This is a genomic window from Variovorax sp. GW821-FHT09D07, assembly GCF_059416345.1.
The window spans coordinates 1-16,410 of sequence record NZ_JBWKOY010000008.1; the positions used below are offsets into that span (position 1 = coordinate 1).

Sequence of the window (16,410 nt, forward strand, 5' to 3'; positions counted from 1 at the left end):
GAAGCGTAGGGACGCAGACAGTAGGGTCGCCTTTCTTTTGCCTACGTTTCTTTGGCGAAGCAAAGAAAAGTAGGTCGGCCGCCGGGCCGAGACCCGGCCCCGGGAAGCAAACCCACAGGGATGCTGAAACTACCGAGGCAGAGCCAACGCAAACGGCAAGCTAACCACCCCCAAGATCGTAGACAGCGTCACCAGCCCAGCCACATAAGGCCCGTTGTATCCCATCCGAGCCGCCAACACATAAGCACTCGAAGCGGTCGGCACAGCAGAAAAAGCCATCAACACCGAAGCCTGCGTAGCGTCCAGCTTTAGTGCAAGCGACAACCCCCAAGCCACGAGCGGCAAGAAGAAATGCCGTATCGCCAGCACAGACATCGCCAACACCTTCCCCCTCCCCAACGTCGCGAACTGCATCCCCGCCCCCGCCGCCAGCAGCCCCAACGCCAGCGACGCAGCCCCGATCCGCGTGAGCGTCGGCGTCAACCAGCCAGGCACCGTGAGCCCCAGCACATTGGCCAGCAGCCCCGCCAGCGTCGCCACGATCAGCGGATTGCGCACCAGCTGCCGCACGAAGCCGGTCTGCGCGTGCCGCGTCATCGGCCACACGGCCGCGATGTTGAACATCGGCACGCACACGCCGATCAGCACCGCGATCAGCAGCAGGCCTTCGGGCCCGGCCAGCCGCTCGGCCAGCGCCAGGCAGATGAAAGAGTTGAAGCGGAACGCGATCTGCGCGCTCGCGGCATGGTCGTGCCGGTCGATGTGCGTGCGCAGGCCCGGCACGAAGGGCAGGGCATACGCCATCGCGATGCCGGCCAGCCCGACGCCCACGCCCGCGGTCAGCAGGCTCGAGGTCGCACCGAAGTCGAGCGGGCTGCGCACGATCGAATGGAACAGCAGGACGGGAAATAGAAAGTAATACACCAGGCTCTCGACCTGGTCCCACACGCGGCGGTCGAGCGCGGTGTAGCGGCACAGGAGCCAGCCGATGGCGATGAGGGAGAAATCGGGGAAGAGCAGCTGCGCGTAGTTCACCGCTTCGAGCATAAACCGGCACAACCGTGGGTATTCCACAGCATGACGGAAAGCCCCGACCCGCTAGCATCCGGGCTTCGCTTTTTTCCGGCCGCCCCGGCCGGTCCCGTCTAGTCAAGGAGTTATCGATGCAACGTCGTCAATGGAGCGCGCTTGCGGGCGCCGCCGCGCTGGTCGCAGTGGCAGGTCAGAGTTTCGCGCAGGGCTATCCCACCAAGCCGGTCGAACTGAGCGTGCCGTTCGCACCCGGCGGCACGACGGACATCGTGGCGCGCGTGATCGCCGACCCGCTGGGCAAGGTGCTGGGCCAGCCGGTGGTGGTGATCAACCGCGCCGGTGGCGGCGGCATCGTGGGTGCGGCCGAAACGGCGCGTGCGCCGGCCGACGGCTACAAGCTGGGCGTGGCCACGGTGTCGAGCACGGCGGCCAACCCGGCCATCAACCCGAAGACGCCGTACGACCCGATCACCGACTTCACGCCGATCATCAACATCGCGGCCACGCCGAACGTGATCGCCGTGAACCCGAGCTTCCCGGCGAAGAACTACGCCGAATTCGTGGCCGAGCTGAAGAAGAACCCGGGCAAGTATTCGTACGCCTCGTCGGGCACGGGCGGCATCGGCCACCTGCTGATGGAGCTGTACAAGAGCCTGACCACCACCTTCGTCACGCACATCCCGTACCGCGGCGCGGGCCCGGCGCTGAACGACGTGGTGGCCGGCCAGGTGCCGATCATCTTCGACAACCTGCCCTCGGCGATGCCCTTCATCCAGAGCGGCCGCCTGGTGCCGATCGTGGTGTCGGCGCCGACACGCGTGGCCGGCCTGCCGAACGTGCCGACCTTCAAGGAAGTCGGCCTGGAGCCGGTCAACCGCATGGCCTACTACGGCATCCTCGGCCCGAAGGGCCTGCCGAAGGAAGTGGTCGACAAGATCAACGCCGGCGTGAAGAAGGCGGTGGAAGATCCGGCCGTGAAGAAGCGCATCGAAGACACCGGTTCGCTGATCGTGGCCAACACGCCCGACCAGTTCGCCGCGCAGATCAAGGCCGAGTTCGACGTGTACAAACAGGTCGTGAAGAAGCAGAACCTCAAGCTCGACTGATCGGCTTCGCTTCCCACAAAAGCCGCCCGCGTTCCGGGCGGCTTTTTCTTTTGTTATCTTGCACCGCATGACCGAGGCCGCCGCCGCTCCCCCCACCGCCGACATCGACACCTTCATCGACGCCCTCTGGCTCGAGGACGGGCTGTCGAAGAACACGTTGGCCGCCTACCGCCGCGACCTCGCGCTGTTCGCGCAGTGGTTGCGCGAACAGCGGGGCGGCATGGGCCTGGACGCCGCGCGCGAGACCGACCTGCAGGCCTACATGGGCGTGCGCCTGTCCACCAAGGGCAAGGCGACCTCGGCGAACCGGCGGCTCACGGTGTTCAAGCGCTACTACCGTTGGGCGCTGCGCGAGCGCCGCATCACGGCCGACCCGAGCATCCGCCTCATGCCGGCGCGCCAGATGCCGCGCGCGATCAAGACGCTGTCCGAGAAGCAGGTCGACGACCTGCTGGCCGCACCCGATGTCGAGAGCCCGCTCGGCCTGCGCGACCGCGCGATGCTGGAGCTGATGTACGCGAGCGGCCTGCGCGTGAGCGAGCTGGTGGCGCTGAAGGCGATCGACATGAGCCTGAACGATGGCGTTCTGCGCGTGCTCGGCAAGGGCAACAAGGAACGCCTCGTGCCCTTCGGCGGCGAGGCGCGGCGCTGGATCGAACGCTACCTCGACGAGTCGCGCCCCGTGATTCTCGACGGCCAGCAGACGCCCGATCTGTTCGTGACCGCGCGCGGCGCGGGCATGACGCGCGTGATGTTCTGGGTCATCGTGAAGAAGCAGGCCGCTGCAGCGGGCATCCACGTGCCACTGTCGCCGCACACGCTGCGCCATGCGTTTGCCACGCACCTGTTGAACCACGGCGTCGACTTGCGTGCGGTGCAGCTGCTGCTGGGCCATGCCGATATCTCGACCACCACCATCTACACGCACGTGGCGCGCGAGCGCCTGAAGCAGCTGCACGCGCAGCACCATCCGCGCGGCTGACGCAGCCTTCGTTCTCAGCCCTTGCGCTTGCGCGCTTCGATGGCGGGCACCAGCGTGTCGTAGAAGGCGCTCACCATGCGCATCTCGCGCCGCTCGGCCAGGCACAGCACGTGGGCGTAGGTAAAAATTTCGGTATCGCTGAAGCCGACCATGTGCAGGTTGGGCCCCGGCACGAACTCCACGCCCGACACGGCCGCGATGCCCAGGCCTTGCGCCACGGCTTCGCGGATCACTTCGCGGCTGCTGATCTCCATCACCACGTCGACTTCGACCTTGGCTTTCGCGAGTGCCAGTTCGAGCGCCTTGCGCGTGGTCGATCCTTGTTCGCGCAGGATGAGCCGTTCGCCCTGCAGCTCGGCGAGCCGGATGTTGCGCCGCTTCGCGAAGCGGTGCGTGGAGGGCACGAACATCACGACCGGGTGCTGGCTGAAGGGCACCGACAGAAAACGATCGTCGCGCACCAGCTGTGCGAGCACGCCGACGTCGGCGCTGTAGTCGAGCAGGCGGTCGAGCACGTCCTGTGAATTGCCGGTGCTCACCGTGACCTTCACGTCGGGGTAGCGCAGGCTGAAGTCGACCAGCATCTTGGTCACGTGGTACGGGCCCACGGCCGCCACGCGCAGGTGGCCGGTGCGCAGCTTGCCGGCGTCGCCGAGCAGCGCCACCGCATCGCCTTCGAGGCTGAAGATCTGCTGCGCCAGCTGCATGAGCTGCTCGCCGATCTCGGTGAGCTGCACGCGCCGGCCGCGCCGGTGAAAGAGCTCGACCTGGTAGGCCTCTTCGAGAAAGCGCACCTGCGTGGTGATGGTGGGCTGGCTCACGTGCAGGTGCTCGGCGGCCCGCGTGAAGCTGCCTTCGCGGGCCACGGCATAGAAGGAACGCAGCTGGGTGAGGCGCATCGCGGGAGCCTTTCTGATCTATAGGTTCAGTATATAGATCATCGAAAAAATTTGAATTTGATCGATATGAGTACCAGTGATGTACTCGCGCTCAAGACGGACCAGGCCTCGACAGAAACACGCCGGACGTCCCGAATCCTCACGTTGTCATGACCATGACACGCACGACTGGAAGACTCGAGACGGGTACTTTTGCCCTTCGAAACGACCTGAGGATTCCATGCAACGCAGACCACTGGAGACAACCATGATGAAGCGTAGAAAGCTGCTGCTCGGCACTGCCGCCGTGACAGCGTCCGCCTTCGTGCCGATGGCACGGGCACAGCAGGTTCTCACTGTCGGGCTGATTCCTTCCGAGGACTCGCGCGCCATGATTGCCAACAGCCAGGCCATGATGGACATGCTGTCCAAGGCCCTCGGTTTCGCGGTCAAGCCCTTCGTGGCGGCCGACTACAACGGCGTGATCGAAGCGCTGCGTTCCAAGCGGCTCGACGTGGCCTACCTCGGCCCCTTCTCGTATGTGCTGGGCACCACGGTGGCCGACATCGAGGCCTTCGCGGTGGCCGAGACCAAGAAGGCCGGGCGCACCTCGTACCACAGCCAGATCGTGACCCACAAGGACACCGGCATCAAGACGGTGGCCGACCTCAAGGGCAAGACCTTCGCCTTCGTCGATCCGAGCTCCACCTCGGGCCATCTGTTTCCCAAGGCCGGCCTGCTGAAGGCGGGCTTCAATCCCGACAAGGATTTCGGCCGCGTGATCTTCTCGGGCTCGCACGACTCGAGCGCGATCGCGGTGCAGAACAAGAAGGTCGATGCCGCGGCCATCGCCGACCGCATCCTCGACGCTGCCGTGTCCAAGGGCCTGGTCAAGCGCGAAGACCTGGTCGAGGTCTGGAAGTCGGACCCGATTCCCGAGTCGCCCACCGTGTGGCGCAAGGACCTGCCCGCCGACCTGAAGACGCGCGTGCAGGCCGCCTTCCTGCAGGTGAAGGACATCCCCTGGTCCGACCAGGGCCTGCTCAACGGTTTCCATCCGACCAACGACGCGGCCTACAACATCATCCGCGACACGGCCAAGGTGCTGAACCTCGACCTGAGGAAGATGAAATGATCGAGATCCGCGGGCTGTGCAAGCGCTACGGCGACTTCACTGCGCTCCACCGTGTGGACCTCACGGTGGCCAAGGGCGAGTTCGTCGTCATCCTCGGCGCGTCGGGCGCGGGCAAGTCGACGCTGCTGCGTTGCATCAACCACCTGGCCGAGCCGAGCGAAGGCGAGATCCACGTCGACGGCGAGCGCTCGCGCGGCGACCGCGCCGGCCTGCGCAAGGTGCGCCGTGACGTCGCGATGATCTTCCAGCACTACAACGTGGTGCCGCGCCTGTCGGTGCTCAAGAACGTGCTGACGGGGCGGCTGGGTTCGATGCCCGCGCTCTTGTCGTGGTTCCAGGTGTTCCCCGCGAAGGACATCGCCATCGCCCGCGAATGCCTGCGCCGCGTCGAGCTCGACCCCAAGGCCGACCTGCGCACCGACACGCTCTCGGGCGGGCAGAAGCAGCGCGTGGGCATTGCGCGCGCGCTGGCGCAGAAGCCCAAGGTGATCCTGGCCGACGAGCCCGTGGCCAGCCTCGACCCGAAGACCTCGCGCAAGGTGCTCAACTACCTGAAGCAGGCCAGCCGGCAGGACGGCATCACGGTGATCTGCAACCTGCACCAGGTCGACTACGCCCGCGAGTTCGCGCAGCGCGTGATCGGCGTGGCGGCCGGGCGCATCGTGTTCGAAGGCCGGCCCGACGAGCTGACCGACGAGGTGCTGCACCTCATCTATCCGGGCGGCGTGGAAGAGGGCACCGAGGCCGCCGTTGCAGGCGCAGAGCCTGACACCGCAACGCCGAGCGTGCCCGCCGCGGCCCTTCATGCGGCGCCGGTGTGCACCGCCCCGCAACTCGCCATGGAGCAATCATGATCGCCCTCGGACGCTACAACCTGCTGATCGCCAAGAGCGGCGGCAACCCCGGCTGGTGGAAATACGCCGTGGCCGTGCTCGCCGGCATCGGCGTGCTCTGGTGGGCGGCCATCGGCAGCCAGGTGAGCTTCAGCGAACTCGGCAAGGGCATGCCCTGGATCGCCGACTTCCTCGGGCGCATGCTGCCGCCCAACTGGGAGTTCATGGGCAAGCTCGTGAAGCCGGCCATCGAGACCGTGCAGATCGCGCTGTGGGGCACGCTGCTGGCGGTGATCCTCGCGGTGCCGCTGTGCTTCTTCGCGGCGCGCAACATCTCGCCGAACGTCGCCGTGTTCCACGCGATGCGGCAGGTGCTGAACATCACGCGCGGCATCAACGAGATCATCCTGGCGCTGATCTTCGTGGCGGCCGTGGGGCTCGGTCCGTTCCCCGGCGTGCTGGCGCTGGCGCTGCATGGCGCGGGCATGCTCGGCAAGTTCTTCGCCGAGTCGATCGAGGAGATCGACCAGGGCCCGATCGAGGCGCTGCGCGCCACCGGCGCGGGGCCGATCCAGACCATCATCTTCGGCGTGATTCCGCAGGTGGTCACCGCGTGGATCGGCGTGATCGTCTACCGCTTCGAGACCAACCTGCGCCAGGCCACCGTGCTGGGCATGGTGGGCGCGGGCGGCATCGGCTTCGAGCTCGTGGGCAGCATGAAGCTGTTCCAGTACCAGGACACGGCGACCTGCATCCTGGTGATCGTCGTGATGGTCATGACGGCCGACTACCTCTCGACCCGGCTGCGCGGCTGGATCCAGCAGGGCGCGCGCTGATGACTCGATCGCTCCTCGCGTCTGTCCCCGCGGCTTTGGCCGCCTCCTGAAGAAACCCCTCCATGAGCGCCAACTACCACAACCCCGTGCACAGCGTGTACGGGGCAGGGGCCCTGCTGTCCCTGCCGAAGCTGCTCGAAGGCCGGCGCGCCGCGCTGGTGATCTTTCCCGAGGCGCGCGCGCTGGGTCTGCTCGACCGGCTGGAGGCAGTGCTTGGCGACGCGCTGGCCTGCACCCTCGACCAGACGCGGCCCAACCCCGACGTGGCGGAACTGGCCGAGACCTACGAATGGTTCTGGCGCACGCACGCCGACGTCGAGGTGATCGTCGCGGTCGGTGGTGGCAGCGCCATCGACACGGCGAAGGCGCTGATGGTGGCCGACGACCACGGGCGCTTCGCGGACCTGGTGGCGGGGCTCGCGGGCGAGCGGCCCTTCGTCGCCACGCGCCACAAGACGCTCATCGCCGTGCCCACCACGGCCGGCACCGGCAGCGAGGTCACACCGTGGGCCACCATCTGGGACCGCGAGCGTCAGAAGAAGTACTCGCTGCATTTGCCGCAGACCTGGCCGAGCCATGCGGTGATCGACCCCGAGCTGATGCTGTCGCTGCCCGCGGCGGTCACGCTGCAAAGCGGGCTCGATGCGCTGTCGCACGCGCTCGAAGCGATCTGGAACGTCAACGCCAATCCGCTGTCCGACACCTTCGCCGTGGCGGCCGTGCAGGACACGCTGGAGGTGCTGCCGCAGCTCATGGCCCGGCTCGACGACGTCGACCTGCGCGGGCGCATGGCGCTCGCAGCACTGAAGGCGGGCATGGCGTTTTCCAACACCAAGACCGCGCTCGCGCATTCCATCTCCTACGAGATGACGCTGCGCTACGGCCTGCCGCACGGCATCGCCTGTTCGTTCCCGCTGCCGATGGTGCTGGCCCGCGCGATCGGCCGCCGGCCCGACCGCGACGCGGTGCTGGCGCAGGCGCTGCGCATGCCGCTGGCCGACGCGCCGGCGCAGCTCGCGGCCTTCATCGAATCGCTGGGCGTGAAGACGCGCTTCGCCGACTACGGCGTGGGCGAGGACGAGGCGCGCGAGATGCTGCGCCATGCGCAGGGCGGGGCGCGCGGGCGCAACTTCATCGGCAACGACGTGGAGGCGCAGGAAGCCTGAGTTGCGCAGGGGCTGCGAGGGCCCAGGATGTTTCAAAATGGATGCTCTTATTCAAGAGACATCGAGAGACATCCATGAACCTTCGCAGACTCTGCACCGGCCTCGCACTGGCCACGACCGCTGGCCTGGCCATCGCCCAGGGCTATCCCACCGCCAAGCCGATCCGCCTGATCGTCGGCTACCCGCCCGGCGGCGGCATCGACTTCGCAGCGCGCACGGTGCAGGTGCCGCTGCAAGAGGCGCTCAAGCAGCAGCTGGTGGTCGACTACAAGCCGGGCGCGAGCGGCATGATCGCGGCGACCGAGCTCACGCGCCAGCCGGCCGACGGCTACACGCTGCTGCTGGCCAACACCGGCCCCTTCGCCATCGCGCCGTACCTGCAGAGCAAGCCGCCGTACGACCCCATCAAGCAGTTCACCTACATCGGCCAGATCAGCCAGGGCAGCTACATCGCGGTGACGCGGCCCGACCATCCGGCGAAGAACCTCAAGGAGTTCGTGGCGTGGGCCAAGGGCCAGCCCGGCAAGGTCAACTTCGCCTCGGGCGGCAACGGCACCTCGACGCACCTGAACGGCGAGCTCATGAACCAGGTCACGGGCCTGGACATGACGCACGTGCCGTACAAGGGCAGCGCGCCGGCCGTGCAGGACCTGCTCGGCGGGCAGACGCAGATCCTCATCGACGCGGGCAGCGTGCTGCTGCCGCAGGTGAAGGGCGGCAAGCTCAAGGCACTGGCCGTGACCGGCCCGGTGCGCGACCCGCAACTGCCCGACGTGCCGACCGTGAAGGAGATGGGCTTCGCGGGTATGGAGGCGGTCGGCTTCCAGGGCCTGGTCGGTCCGGCCAACATGCCCAAGGAGGTGGTCGATCGCCTGTCGGGTGAACTCGCGAAGGCACTGGCGACGCCCGAGATCAAGGCCAAGTTCGCGACGGCCGGCGCCGAGGTGCATCCGCTCGGCCCGGCGGCCTTTGCGGCTTTCGTCAAGGCGGACAATGAGAAGTGGTCCAGGCTGATCCGCGAGCGCAAGCTGCAGCTGGACTGACCGATCTTTCTTCTTCTCCTCGACGCATGTTTCTCATCGACACCATGAACTTCCTCGCCGCCTCCAAGCACTCGCGCCGCACCACGACCCGGCTGCTCGCCGCCGCGGCGCTGTGCGCGGCCAGCGGCGCGCATGCGCAGGCCGTGCCGCGCACGGTGCGGCTCATCGTGGCCTACCCGGCGGGCGGCGTGAGCGACGTGGTCGCCCGCGCACTCGGCGACCGGCTCGCTGCGCAGCTGGGCACCACGGTGATCGTCGACAACCGCGCGGGCGCGAGCGGCGCCATCGGCATGGACGCCGTGGCCAAGGCCGCGCCCGACGGCGCGACGCTGGGCTTCTCGGCCATCAGCCCGTTGGTGCTGAGCCCGCACCTGGGCAAGTTGCCGTTCGACCCGCTGAAGGACATCGTGCCGGTGGCCAGCGTGATGTATTCGCCCGTGCTGCTGGTGGCCACGCCGGCCAGCAAGGCGAAAGATTTCCGCGCGCTGATCGCCGAGGCCAAGGCGCAGCCCGGCGCGGTGCGCTGGGCCACGTCGGGGCCAGCCTCGCTCGGGCACATCGTGCTCGAGCAGGTGCGCGCGGCGGCCGGCGTGGACATCACGCACGTGCCGTACAAGGGCGGCGGCCAGCAGCTCAACGATGCGCTGAGCGGGCAGTTCGAAATCCTGTCGACCAACGCCAGCCCGACGCTGTCGGCGCACATCCAGTCGGGCAAGCTGCGCCCGCTGGCGGCCGGCGCGCCCGCGCGGCTCGAGAGTCTGCCGCAGGTGCCCACGCTGGCCGAGCTGGGCTACAGCGCGGCCAACATCCATTCGCTGTTCGGTGTGTTCGCGCCCGCGGGCACGCCGGCGGCACTGGTCGCGAAGTACAACGCCGAGATCAACAAGGCGCTCGCCAGCCCCGAGCTGCGCGCCAAGCTCACGGCCACCGACAACGTGCCCGCCCCGGGCACGCCGGCCGCCTTCGCCAAGGAAATCGCCAGCGAGTTCGAGAGCAACGGCCGCATCGTGAAGGCCGCGGGCATCAAGGCCGATTGACCCCGGCGCTTGCAGGGGCGAGATTCCCTACCTTATAGTAGGTAGATGAACGACGCTTCCACCCTGGCCCCCGGCGGCACCCGCGAGCAGATCCTCGCGGTGGCGCGCGGGCTCATCGAAACCCGTTCGTACCTGGGCTTCAGCTTCCAGGACGTGGCCAACGCGGTGGGCGTGCGCAAGGCGAGCCTCTACCACCACTTTCCCACCAAGGAAGCGCTGGGCATCGCGGTGATCCAGGGCGCCACGCAGGGCTTCAAGGACTGGGTGGCGGCGCGCGCGCGCGAGCCCAAGGACGCGCTCGAATCCTATTTCCGCATGTACCGCAACACGCTGAAGGCCGGCGCGGGCCTGTGCCCGGCGGGCGCGCTGGCGCCGGGCTGGGACTGCATCAACGAAGACCTGCGCCAGGCCGTGCAGGCCCTGCGCAACACGCAGGTGATGTGGCTCACCGGCGTGCTCGGCGCACTGGTGCCGGCGCAGGCGCAGAAAGACAACCCCGTGGCCTCGCTCGCGGCCTTCGTGTTCTCGTCGTGCCAGGGCGCGCTGCTCGCGTCGCGCATGACGGGCCGCGTCGAAGACTTCGACGACGCCATCGCGCAACTGCGGCGCGCATTGCCGCTGGACTGACCGATCCGTTTCACCACGGGCACGCCGGGCGTGCCTTTTTTTGAACCCCGAAGCCTACCGATTGGAAGGTAGTTTTTCTCCAAGGAGTGTTCCCATGAAAGCCGTGATTTCCGCCTACGCCCGTTCCCCGTTCCACTTCGCCAAGAAGGGCGCACTGGCCGAGGTGCGCCCCGACACGCTCGCCGCCGGCGTGGTGCAGGGCCTGCTGCAGCGCACCGACCTCGACCCGGCGCTGCTCGAAGACATCATCCTGGGCTGCGCCTACCCCGAGGCGTCGCAGGGCAACAACCTGGCGCGCATCGTCGGCCTGCTGGCCGGGCTGCCGCACGAGGTGGGTGGCATGACGGTGAACCGCTTCTGCGGCTCGTCGATGCAGGCCGTGCACATCGCCGCCGCGCAGATCGAGGCGGGCATGGGCGACGCCTTCCTGTGCGTGGGCGTGGAGTCGATGACGATGGTGCCGCAGGGCGGCTTCAACTTCTCGCCCAGCCCCGAACTGCTGGCCAGCACCGACGCCTACATCTCGATGGGCGAGACCGCCGAGAACGTCGCGCAACGCTGGAACGTGAGCCGCGCCGACCAGGAAGCATTGGCCGTCGAATCGCACCGCAAGGCGACCGAAGCGCGCGCGCAGGGCCGGTTGGCCGGCGAGATCGTGCCGGTGCGCCTGGCCTCCGGCGAGGTGGTCGATGCCGACGGCTGCATCCGCCCCTCGACCTCGGCCGAGGCGCTGGCCAACCTCAAGCCCGCGTTCCGTCCCGACGGCGTGGTCACGGCCGGCACTTCGTCGCCGTTGACCGACGGTGCGGCGGTGGTACTGGTCACCAGCGACGCCTTCGCCGCAAAGCACGGCCTGAAGCCGCTGGCGCGCATCCGCTCGTTCGCGACCGTGGGCGTCGACCCGGCCGTCATGGGCATCGGCCCGATCCCCGCCACGCGCAAGGCACTCGCACGCGCGGGCCTGAGCGTGGCCGACCTCGACGTGGTCGAGATCAACGAAGCTTTTTCGTCGCAGGCGCTGGCCTGCATCCGCGACCTCGGGCTCGACCCGGCAAAGGTGAACCTCGACGGCGGCGGCCTGGCCATCGGCCATCCGCTGGGCGCCACCGGCGCGCGCATCACGGGCAAGGCGGCGGCGTTGCTGGCGCGCGAGAACGGCCGCTACGCGCTGGCCACGCAATGCATCGGCGGCGGGCAGGGCATTGCCACCATCCTCGAGCGCGTCTGATCGCCCGAGAATGACGGGCAACGCAACAAGGAGACTCCCATGGACAAGCTGTATCTCGAAGACCTGAAGGTCGGCGACCGTTTCCAGAGCGGCGAACACCTGCTCGACGCGGCGCAGATCAAGGCCTTCGCGCAGCAGTTCGACCCGCAGCCCTTCCACACCGACGAAGAGGCCGCCAAGAACACCTTCTTCGGCGGGCTGGCCGCGAGCGGCTGGCACACGGCCGCGCTCACCATGAAGCTGCTGGTCGACAGCGGCATCCCGCTGGCCGACGGCATCATCGGCTCGGGCGGCGAGCTGCAGTGGCCCAAGCCCACGCGGCCCGGCGACGTGCTGCATGTGGTGAGCGAAGTGGTCGACATCACGCCCTCGCGCTCCAAGCCCGGCCGCGCGATGGTCTCGATGCGCTGCCAGACGCGCAACCAGCGCGGCGAGGTGCTTCAGTACTTCACGCCGAAGCTGGTGGTGCACAGCCGCAGCGCGACGTCCTGACTCTCAAACTCAGACGACGCGCAGGCCCAGCTCCTCGACCAGTGCGGCGGCCTGCCGGTGGGAGATGGTCGCGCCCTTGAACGGCGCGGCGTTGGCCAGCCGCAGGCCGCCCAGGTCCACGTCGCGCAGGTCGGCGCCTTCGAAGCGCGCGAGCTTCAGGTGCGCGTTGCGCAGGCTGCCGCCTTCGAAGATGGTCTCGCGGAAATCGCAGCCCGACAGGTCGGCCTCCGACAGGTCGAGTTGCGCGAGCGTCTGCTTGCGGAACGACAGGCCGCGCAGGTGCGCGTCGACCAGCAGCGAATCCTTGAACACGACGCCCAGCGCCGACACCTCGCCGAAGTGCGCGCCCGTGAGCTTCACGCCCGTGAAGAGCGCCGAGGCCAGCTTGGTGCGCGCCCATTGCGTGTTGTTCAGGTCGCAGTCCTGGAAGCGCGCGTTCGTGAGGTCGGCCAGGCCGAAGTCGGCCTGGCGCGCGCGGCAGCCGACCCATCGCGTGTCCGCCAGCTGCGCGCGCTCGAACGAGGTTTCGGCGAAGCTGCACAGCGTGAACTGTGCGCCGCGCAGATCGAGGCGCGACAGGTCGGCCTCGTCGAAATGGCAGCGTTCGAAATGCGGTGGCGTGTCGCGGCCCTGCAGGCAGGCCTGCAGCTCGGCGCGTGACCAGGTCTGGTCGGAAATCACATCGGTCATCACGAGAATTATTCGGGGCGGGAGTCGGTCAGCGCGCGCAGCTCTGCGGGGCTGAAGCCCGCCCGGCCGCGTGCTTCGAGGTTGAAAGGCGGCTTGTGGCGCGGTGCGTCGTAGCGCGCCACCAGGGCCGGGTAGTTGGCTTCGGCGTCGAGCCCGGCGCGCTCGCACAGCCAGCGGTACCAGTGGTTGCCGATGGCCACGTGGCCCACTTCGTCGCGCAGGATGATGTCGAGGATTTCCACGGCACGCAGCGCGTCGGGCGTGTTCACGCGCTTGAGCTTGGACTGGATCAGCGGCGTGGCGTCGAGCCCGCGCGCTTCGAGCGTGCGCGGCACCAGCGCCATGCGCGCGAGCACGTCGTCCTTCGTCTTTTCGCACATGTTCCACAGGCCGTCATGGCCCGGAAAGTCGCCGTAGCGCCAGCCCATGGCCTGCAGGTGCGTGTGCAGCAGCGTGAAGTGCTGCGCCTCTTCGTCGGCCACGCGCAGCCAGTCGCGGTAGTAGGCCTCGGGCATGCCGTCGTAGCGCCACACGGCGTCCAGCGCGAGGTTGATGGCGTTGAACTCGATGTGGCAGATCGAATGGATCAGCGCGGCGCGGCCTTCGGGCGTGAAGGGCGAGCGCTTTTGCACGGCGGTGGCGGCCACGCGCAGCGGGCGCTCGGGGCGGCCGGGCACACCGTCGTCGTCGCCGGGCGTGCGCAGGGGCTCGATTGCTATGGAAACAGTAGCTGCCTGTGCAGCCGTGGCGCGCGTGGCGGCCACCTTGTCGTCGGGGTCTGTCAGGCGCAGCGCGGCCAGCGCGCTCAATCGGGGGTGCATCCCTACAATTCTAGTTTTGCCCCTCCGGAGACAACCACGATGGCGATTTACGAATTGGATGGCATTGCACCGCGCCTTGGCGAAGGCGCATGGGTCGCGGACAGCGCCCAGGTCATGGGCAATGTCGAACTGGCAGAGAACGCGAGCGTCTGGTTCGGCGCCGTGCTGCGCGGCGACACCGAGGTGCTGACCATCGGGCGCAACAGCAACATCCAGGACCTGTCGGTGCTGCACGCCGACATCGGCTGCCCGCTGACCATCGGCGACAACGTGACGGTGGGGCACCAGGTGATGCTGCACGGCTGCACCATCGGCGACAACTCGCTGATCGGCATCCAGGCGGTGGTCTTGAATAACGCGAAGATCGGCCGCAATTCGATCGTTGGCGCCGGCAGCGTCGTGACCGAGGGCAAGGAGTTTCCCGACAACTCCCTCATCATCGGCTCGCCCGCCAAGGTGGTGCGCACGCTCGACGATGCCGCCGCCGCCAAGCTGCGGCAAAGCGCCGAGCATTACGTAGAAAACGCCCATCGCTTTGCGAAGGGCTTGAAAAAAATCGCCTGACCCGCGCAGGCACAGACAGAAAGATTCCGTTTTGAGCGAGCTGCACAAATTCCTGTTCGATGGCCTGCCGGTGCGCGGCATGATCGTGCGCCTGACGGATGCGTGGCAGGAGATCCTTGCGCGGCGCGCCTCCAACACCGCCACCGGCGCCTACCCGCCGCCCGTGGCCGAGCTGCTGGGCGAGATGACGGCCGCGGCCACGCTGATGCAGGCCAACATCAAGTTCAACGGCGCGCTGATCCTGCAGATCTTCGGCGACGGCCCCGTGAAGGTGGCCGTGGCCGAGGCCAAGCCCGACCTGAGCCTGCGCGCCACCGCCAAGGTCATCGGCGACCTGCCGGCCGACGCGCGCCTGCCCGACATGGTCAACGTGAACAACAAGGGTCGCTGCGCCATCACGCTCGACCCGAAGGACAAGCTCCCGGGCACCACGCCGTACCAGGGCGTCGTGCCGCTGTTCGGCGACGACGGCCAGAAGCTGGGCAAGCTCAGCGACGTGCTGCAGCACTACATGCTGCAAAGCGAACAGCTCGACACCACGCTGGTGCTCGCCGCCGACGACAAGGTGGCGGCCGGCCTGCTGATCCAGCGCCTGCCCATCAAGGGCGAAGGCAACCTCGAAGGCACCTCGCAGCAGACGCACGACGAGGCGCACCAGGACCAGATCGGCCGCAACGAGGAATACAACCGCATCTCGATCCTGGCGTCGAGCCTCACGCGCGACGAACTGCTCACGCTCGACGTCGAGACCATCCTGCGCCGCCTGTTCTGGGAAGAGAAGCTGCTGCGCTTCGAACCCCAGGCGGGCCTGCTGGGTCCGCACTTCGCCTGCACCTGCGGCCGCGAGCGCGTGGCGCAGATGATCCGCGGGCTCGGCGTGGAAGAGGCCGAGGAAATCCTCGCCGAGCGCGGCGACATCGAGGTCGGCTGCGACTTCTGCGGCAAGCAGTACCGCTTCGACGCGGTCGACACCGCGCAGCTGTTCAAGCCGCTGGGCGACCAGCTGCCGGGCAGCCCGGTCGTCCAGTAAGCGCGACGCGGTTCAAGCGGGCTGCGGCTGTTGCCGCAGCACCTTGACCATCGCGGCCAGGCGCTCGTTGCCCAGGCCCGCGCGCAGCGCGCGCTCGAACTGCCCCATCAGGAAATCCGGAAAGCCCGCGTCGAGTTGCGCCTCGCGCGCCTGCTTCACGAAGAGCCGACCCGAGCCCGCGCAGGTGGCCATCGAGCTCTCGGGCTCACCGTACCGGCCGGCGTGGATGGCCTCGCCCTCGGCCTGGATCATTTCGCCGAGCACCGGCGAGATCGCGCCGATCATCTGCGCGAACCCGTCCACCGGCAGCCCCTCGGCCTCGCAGATGCGCACGCCGTGGAAGAACCCGCTCATCGCGCCGAACATGCACGAGAGCGTGGCGAGGTCCCAGGCCGCCGCGTTGCCGATCGGCTCGCCCATGTGCTGGATGTTGCCGGCGACGGCTTCGAGCAGCGGCCGGCAGGCGGCGAGGGTACGTGCTTCGCCGGAGATGAAGAGCGGCGTGTCGGGCCGGCCGATCTGGCTGGGCGTGGCGAGCAGGGCGCCGTCGAGGTAGGCCACGCCGCTCAGCGCGGCCCAGTCGTCGCGTGCGTCCTGCGGCGTGCCGGTGCTCAGCTGCACCAGCACCTTGCCGCGCAGCGCGTCGTGAACGCCGGGCGCGGCGAGGATGGCGCGCGACGCCGGGTAGTCGGCCACGCAGACCAGCACCACGGGGCTCGCCTGCACGGCGGCCAGGGCCGTGGGTGCGAGCACCGTGCCTTGGTTGAGCAGAGGCTTGGCGCGCTCGGCGGTGCGGTTCCACACCGTCAGCGTGAATCTCGATTGAAGGGCGCGCGCGAGGGCCAGGCCCATCGGGCCGAGGCCGATGAGGGAAACGTCGGTCATGTGAAGTCCTTGGTGAGAGATCGGA

Annotated in this window: 18 protein-coding genes; 13 read left to right on the forward strand and 5 right to left on the reverse strand. The window is 68.1% G+C overall.

All coding sequences use genetic code 11. From position 1 onward, the window contains the following. Positions 1 to 129: 129 nt before the first annotated feature. A complete protein-coding gene (locus AC07OX_RS24305) occupies positions 130 to 1,047 on the reverse strand; it encodes an AEC family transporter (RefSeq protein WP_495262307.1) in 918 nt (305 codons plus the stop codon). A 116-nt stretch (positions 1,048 to 1,163) separates the two neighbouring features. On the opposite strand from AC07OX_RS24305, the gene AC07OX_RS24310 reads away from it, so the two are divergent. Then, positions 1,164 to 2,138 carry a tripartite tricarboxylate transporter substrate binding protein BugE gene (locus AC07OX_RS24310; protein ID WP_101492274.1) on the forward strand — a complete coding sequence of 325 codons (975 nt, stop codon included), beginning with the start codon at positions 1,164 to 1,166 and terminating at the stop codon, positions 2,136 to 2,138. A 67-nt stretch (positions 2,139 to 2,205) separates the two neighbouring features. After that, positions 2,206 to 3,120, forward strand: coding sequence for a site-specific tyrosine recombinase XerD (xerD, locus tag AC07OX_RS24315; RefSeq protein ID WP_307590446.1), 915 nt, complete (start codon positions 2,206 to 2,208; stop codon positions 3,118 to 3,120). A gap of 14 nt (positions 3,121 to 3,134) precedes the next feature. On the opposite strand, the gene AC07OX_RS24320 is transcribed toward xerD, so the two are convergent. Continuing rightward, positions 3,135 to 4,019, reverse strand: coding sequence for a LysR substrate-binding domain-containing protein (locus tag AC07OX_RS24320; RefSeq protein WP_095744730.1), 885 nt, complete (start codon positions 4,017 to 4,019; stop codon positions 3,135 to 3,137). 250 nt (positions 4,020 to 4,269) lie between these two features. Between AC07OX_RS24320 and phnD the strand changes: the two genes are divergently transcribed. From phnD to AC07OX_RS24365, 9 genes are all read left to right on the forward strand, one after another. Continuing rightward, positions 4,270 to 5,133 carry a phosphonate ABC transporter substrate-binding protein gene (gene phnD, locus AC07OX_RS24325; protein ID WP_062482233.1) on the forward strand — a complete coding sequence of 288 codons (864 nt, stop codon included), beginning with the start codon at positions 4,270 to 4,272 and terminating at the stop codon, positions 5,131 to 5,133. After that, on the forward strand, positions 5,130 to 5,987 hold the full coding sequence (phnC, locus tag AC07OX_RS24330) for a phosphonate ABC transporter ATP-binding protein (RefSeq protein WP_495262306.1): 858 nt from the start codon (positions 5,130 to 5,132) through the stop codon (positions 5,985 to 5,987). The genes phnD and phnC overlap by 4 nt, the downstream gene beginning before the upstream one ends. Beyond that, positions 5,984 to 6,802: a phosphonate ABC transporter, permease protein PhnE gene (gene phnE, locus AC07OX_RS24335; RefSeq protein WP_495262305.1), complete on the forward strand. Its 819-nt coding sequence runs from the start codon at positions 5,984 to 5,986 to the stop codon at positions 6,800 to 6,802. The genes phnC and phnE overlap by 4 nt, the downstream gene beginning before the upstream one ends. A gap of 62 nt (positions 6,803 to 6,864) precedes the next feature. Continuing rightward, the gene (psrA, locus tag AC07OX_RS24340) at positions 6,865 to 7,968 is read left to right on the forward strand and encodes an iron-containing alcohol dehydrogenase PsrA (protein ID WP_495262304.1); all 1,104 of its coding nucleotides are present in this window, start codon (positions 6,865 to 6,867) and stop codon (positions 7,966 to 7,968) included. 74 nt (positions 7,969 to 8,042) lie between these two features. Then, a complete protein-coding gene (locus tag AC07OX_RS24345; protein WP_495262303.1) occupies positions 8,043 to 9,011 on the forward strand; it encodes a Bug family tripartite tricarboxylate transporter substrate binding protein in 969 nt (322 codons plus the stop codon). 44 nt (positions 9,012 to 9,055) lie between these two features. Continuing rightward, positions 9,056 to 10,048: a Bug family tripartite tricarboxylate transporter substrate binding protein gene (locus AC07OX_RS24350; RefSeq protein ID WP_495262302.1), complete on the forward strand. Its 993-nt coding sequence runs from the start codon at positions 9,056 to 9,058 to the stop codon at positions 10,046 to 10,048. Between the two features lie 45 nt (positions 10,049 to 10,093). Next, positions 10,094 to 10,675, forward strand: a complete 582-nt coding sequence (locus tag AC07OX_RS24355) for a TetR/AcrR family transcriptional regulator (protein ID WP_354346233.1) — start codon at positions 10,094 to 10,096, stop codon at positions 10,673 to 10,675. Between the two features lie 94 nt (positions 10,676 to 10,769). Next, positions 10,770 to 11,903: a thiolase family protein gene (locus AC07OX_RS24360; protein WP_495262301.1), complete on the forward strand. Its 1,134-nt coding sequence runs from the start codon at positions 10,770 to 10,772 to the stop codon at positions 11,901 to 11,903. Between the two features lie 39 nt (positions 11,904 to 11,942). After that, positions 11,943 to 12,395: a MaoC family dehydratase gene (locus tag AC07OX_RS24365; RefSeq protein WP_495262300.1), complete on the forward strand. Its 453-nt coding sequence runs from the start codon at positions 11,943 to 11,945 to the stop codon at positions 12,393 to 12,395. Positions 12,396 to 12,404: 9 nt separating this feature from the next. On the opposite strand, the gene AC07OX_RS24370 is transcribed toward AC07OX_RS24365, so the two are convergent. Both AC07OX_RS24370 and AC07OX_RS24375 read right to left on the reverse strand, forming a co-directional pair. Then, positions 12,405 to 13,085 (reverse strand): pentapeptide repeat-containing protein, encoded by a 681-nt coding sequence (locus AC07OX_RS24370; RefSeq protein ID WP_495262299.1) that lies wholly within the window; start codon positions 13,083 to 13,085, stop codon positions 12,405 to 12,407. A gap of 8 nt (positions 13,086 to 13,093) precedes the next feature. Continuing rightward, positions 13,094 to 13,906 carry a ferritin-like domain-containing protein gene (locus AC07OX_RS24375; RefSeq protein ID WP_492725771.1) on the reverse strand — a complete coding sequence of 271 codons (813 nt, stop codon included), beginning with the start codon at positions 13,904 to 13,906 and terminating at the stop codon, positions 13,094 to 13,096. Positions 13,907 to 13,945: 39 nt separating this feature from the next. On the opposite strand from AC07OX_RS24375, the gene AC07OX_RS24380 reads away from it, so the two are divergent. Then, positions 13,946 to 14,470: a gamma carbonic anhydrase family protein gene (locus AC07OX_RS24380; RefSeq protein ID WP_070059531.1), complete on the forward strand. Its 525-nt coding sequence runs from the start codon at positions 13,946 to 13,948 to the stop codon at positions 14,468 to 14,470. A gap of 31 nt (positions 14,471 to 14,501) precedes the next feature. Then, positions 14,502 to 15,500 carry an Hsp33 family molecular chaperone HslO gene (hslO, locus tag AC07OX_RS24385; RefSeq protein WP_447743147.1) on the forward strand — a complete coding sequence of 333 codons (999 nt, stop codon included), beginning with the start codon at positions 14,502 to 14,504 and terminating at the stop codon, positions 15,498 to 15,500. Between the two features lie 12 nt (positions 15,501 to 15,512). On the opposite strand, the gene AC07OX_RS24390 is transcribed toward hslO, so the two are convergent. Further along, positions 15,513 to 16,385 (reverse strand): NAD(P)-dependent oxidoreductase, encoded by an 873-nt coding sequence (locus AC07OX_RS24390; RefSeq protein WP_495262298.1) that lies wholly within the window; start codon positions 16,383 to 16,385, stop codon positions 15,513 to 15,515. Positions 16,386 to 16,410 lie beyond the last annotated feature (25 nt).

Excerpts from the sequence above, each read along its gene's own strand:
- AC07OX_RS24345 (WP_495262303.1), top strand. The coding sequence starts at position 8,043 with ATGAACCTTCGCAGACTCTGCACCGGCCTCGCACTGGCCACGACCGCT.
- AC07OX_RS24365 (WP_495262300.1), top strand. The coding sequence starts at position 11,943 with ATGGACAAGCTGTATCTCGAAGACCTGAAGGTCGGCGACCGTTTCCAG.
- AC07OX_RS24360 (WP_495262301.1), top strand. The coding sequence starts at position 10,770 with ATGAAAGCCGTGATTTCCGCCTACGCCCGTTCCCCGTTCCACTTCGCC.
- phnD (WP_062482233.1), top strand. The coding sequence starts at position 4,270 with ATGAAGCGTAGAAAGCTGCTGCTCGGCACTGCCGCCGTGACAGCGTCC.
- phnC (WP_495262306.1), top strand. The coding sequence starts at position 5,130 with ATGATCGAGATCCGCGGGCTGTGCAAGCGCTACGGCGACTTCACTGCG.
- AC07OX_RS24370 (WP_495262299.1), bottom strand. The coding sequence starts at position 13,085 with ATGACCGATGTGATTTCCGACCAGACCTGGTCACGCGCCGAGCTGCAG.
- AC07OX_RS24320 (WP_095744730.1), bottom strand. The coding sequence starts at position 4,019 with ATGCGCCTCACCCAGCTGCGTTCCTTCTATGCCGTGGCCCGCGAAGGC.
- AC07OX_RS24310 (WP_101492274.1), top strand. The coding sequence starts at position 1,164 with ATGCAACGTCGTCAATGGAGCGCGCTTGCGGGCGCCGCCGCGCTGGTC.
- AC07OX_RS24390 (WP_495262298.1), bottom strand. The coding sequence starts at position 16,385 with ATGACCGACGTTTCCCTCATCGGCCTCGGCCCGATGGGCCTGGCCCTC.
- AC07OX_RS24380 (WP_070059531.1), top strand. The coding sequence starts at position 13,946 with ATGGCGATTTACGAATTGGATGGCATTGCACCGCGCCTTGGCGAAGGC.
- xerD (WP_307590446.1), top strand. The coding sequence starts at position 2,206 with ATGACCGAGGCCGCCGCCGCTCCCCCCACCGCCGACATCGACACCTTC.
- phnE (WP_495262305.1), top strand. The coding sequence starts at position 5,984 with ATGATCGCCCTCGGACGCTACAACCTGCTGATCGCCAAGAGCGGCGGC.
- AC07OX_RS24375 (WP_492725771.1), bottom strand. The coding sequence starts at position 13,906 with ATGCACCCCCGATTGAGCGCGCTGGCCGCGCTGCGCCTGACAGACCCC.
- AC07OX_RS24305 (WP_495262307.1), bottom strand. The coding sequence starts at position 1,047 with ATGCTCGAAGCGGTGAACTACGCGCAGCTGCTCTTCCCCGATTTCTCC.
- AC07OX_RS24355 (WP_354346233.1), top strand. The coding sequence starts at position 10,094 with ATGAACGACGCTTCCACCCTGGCCCCCGGCGGCACCCGCGAGCAGATC.
- psrA (WP_495262304.1), top strand. The coding sequence starts at position 6,865 with ATGAGCGCCAACTACCACAACCCCGTGCACAGCGTGTACGGGGCAGGG.
- AC07OX_RS24350 (WP_495262302.1), top strand. The coding sequence starts at position 9,056 with ATGAACTTCCTCGCCGCCTCCAAGCACTCGCGCCGCACCACGACCCGG.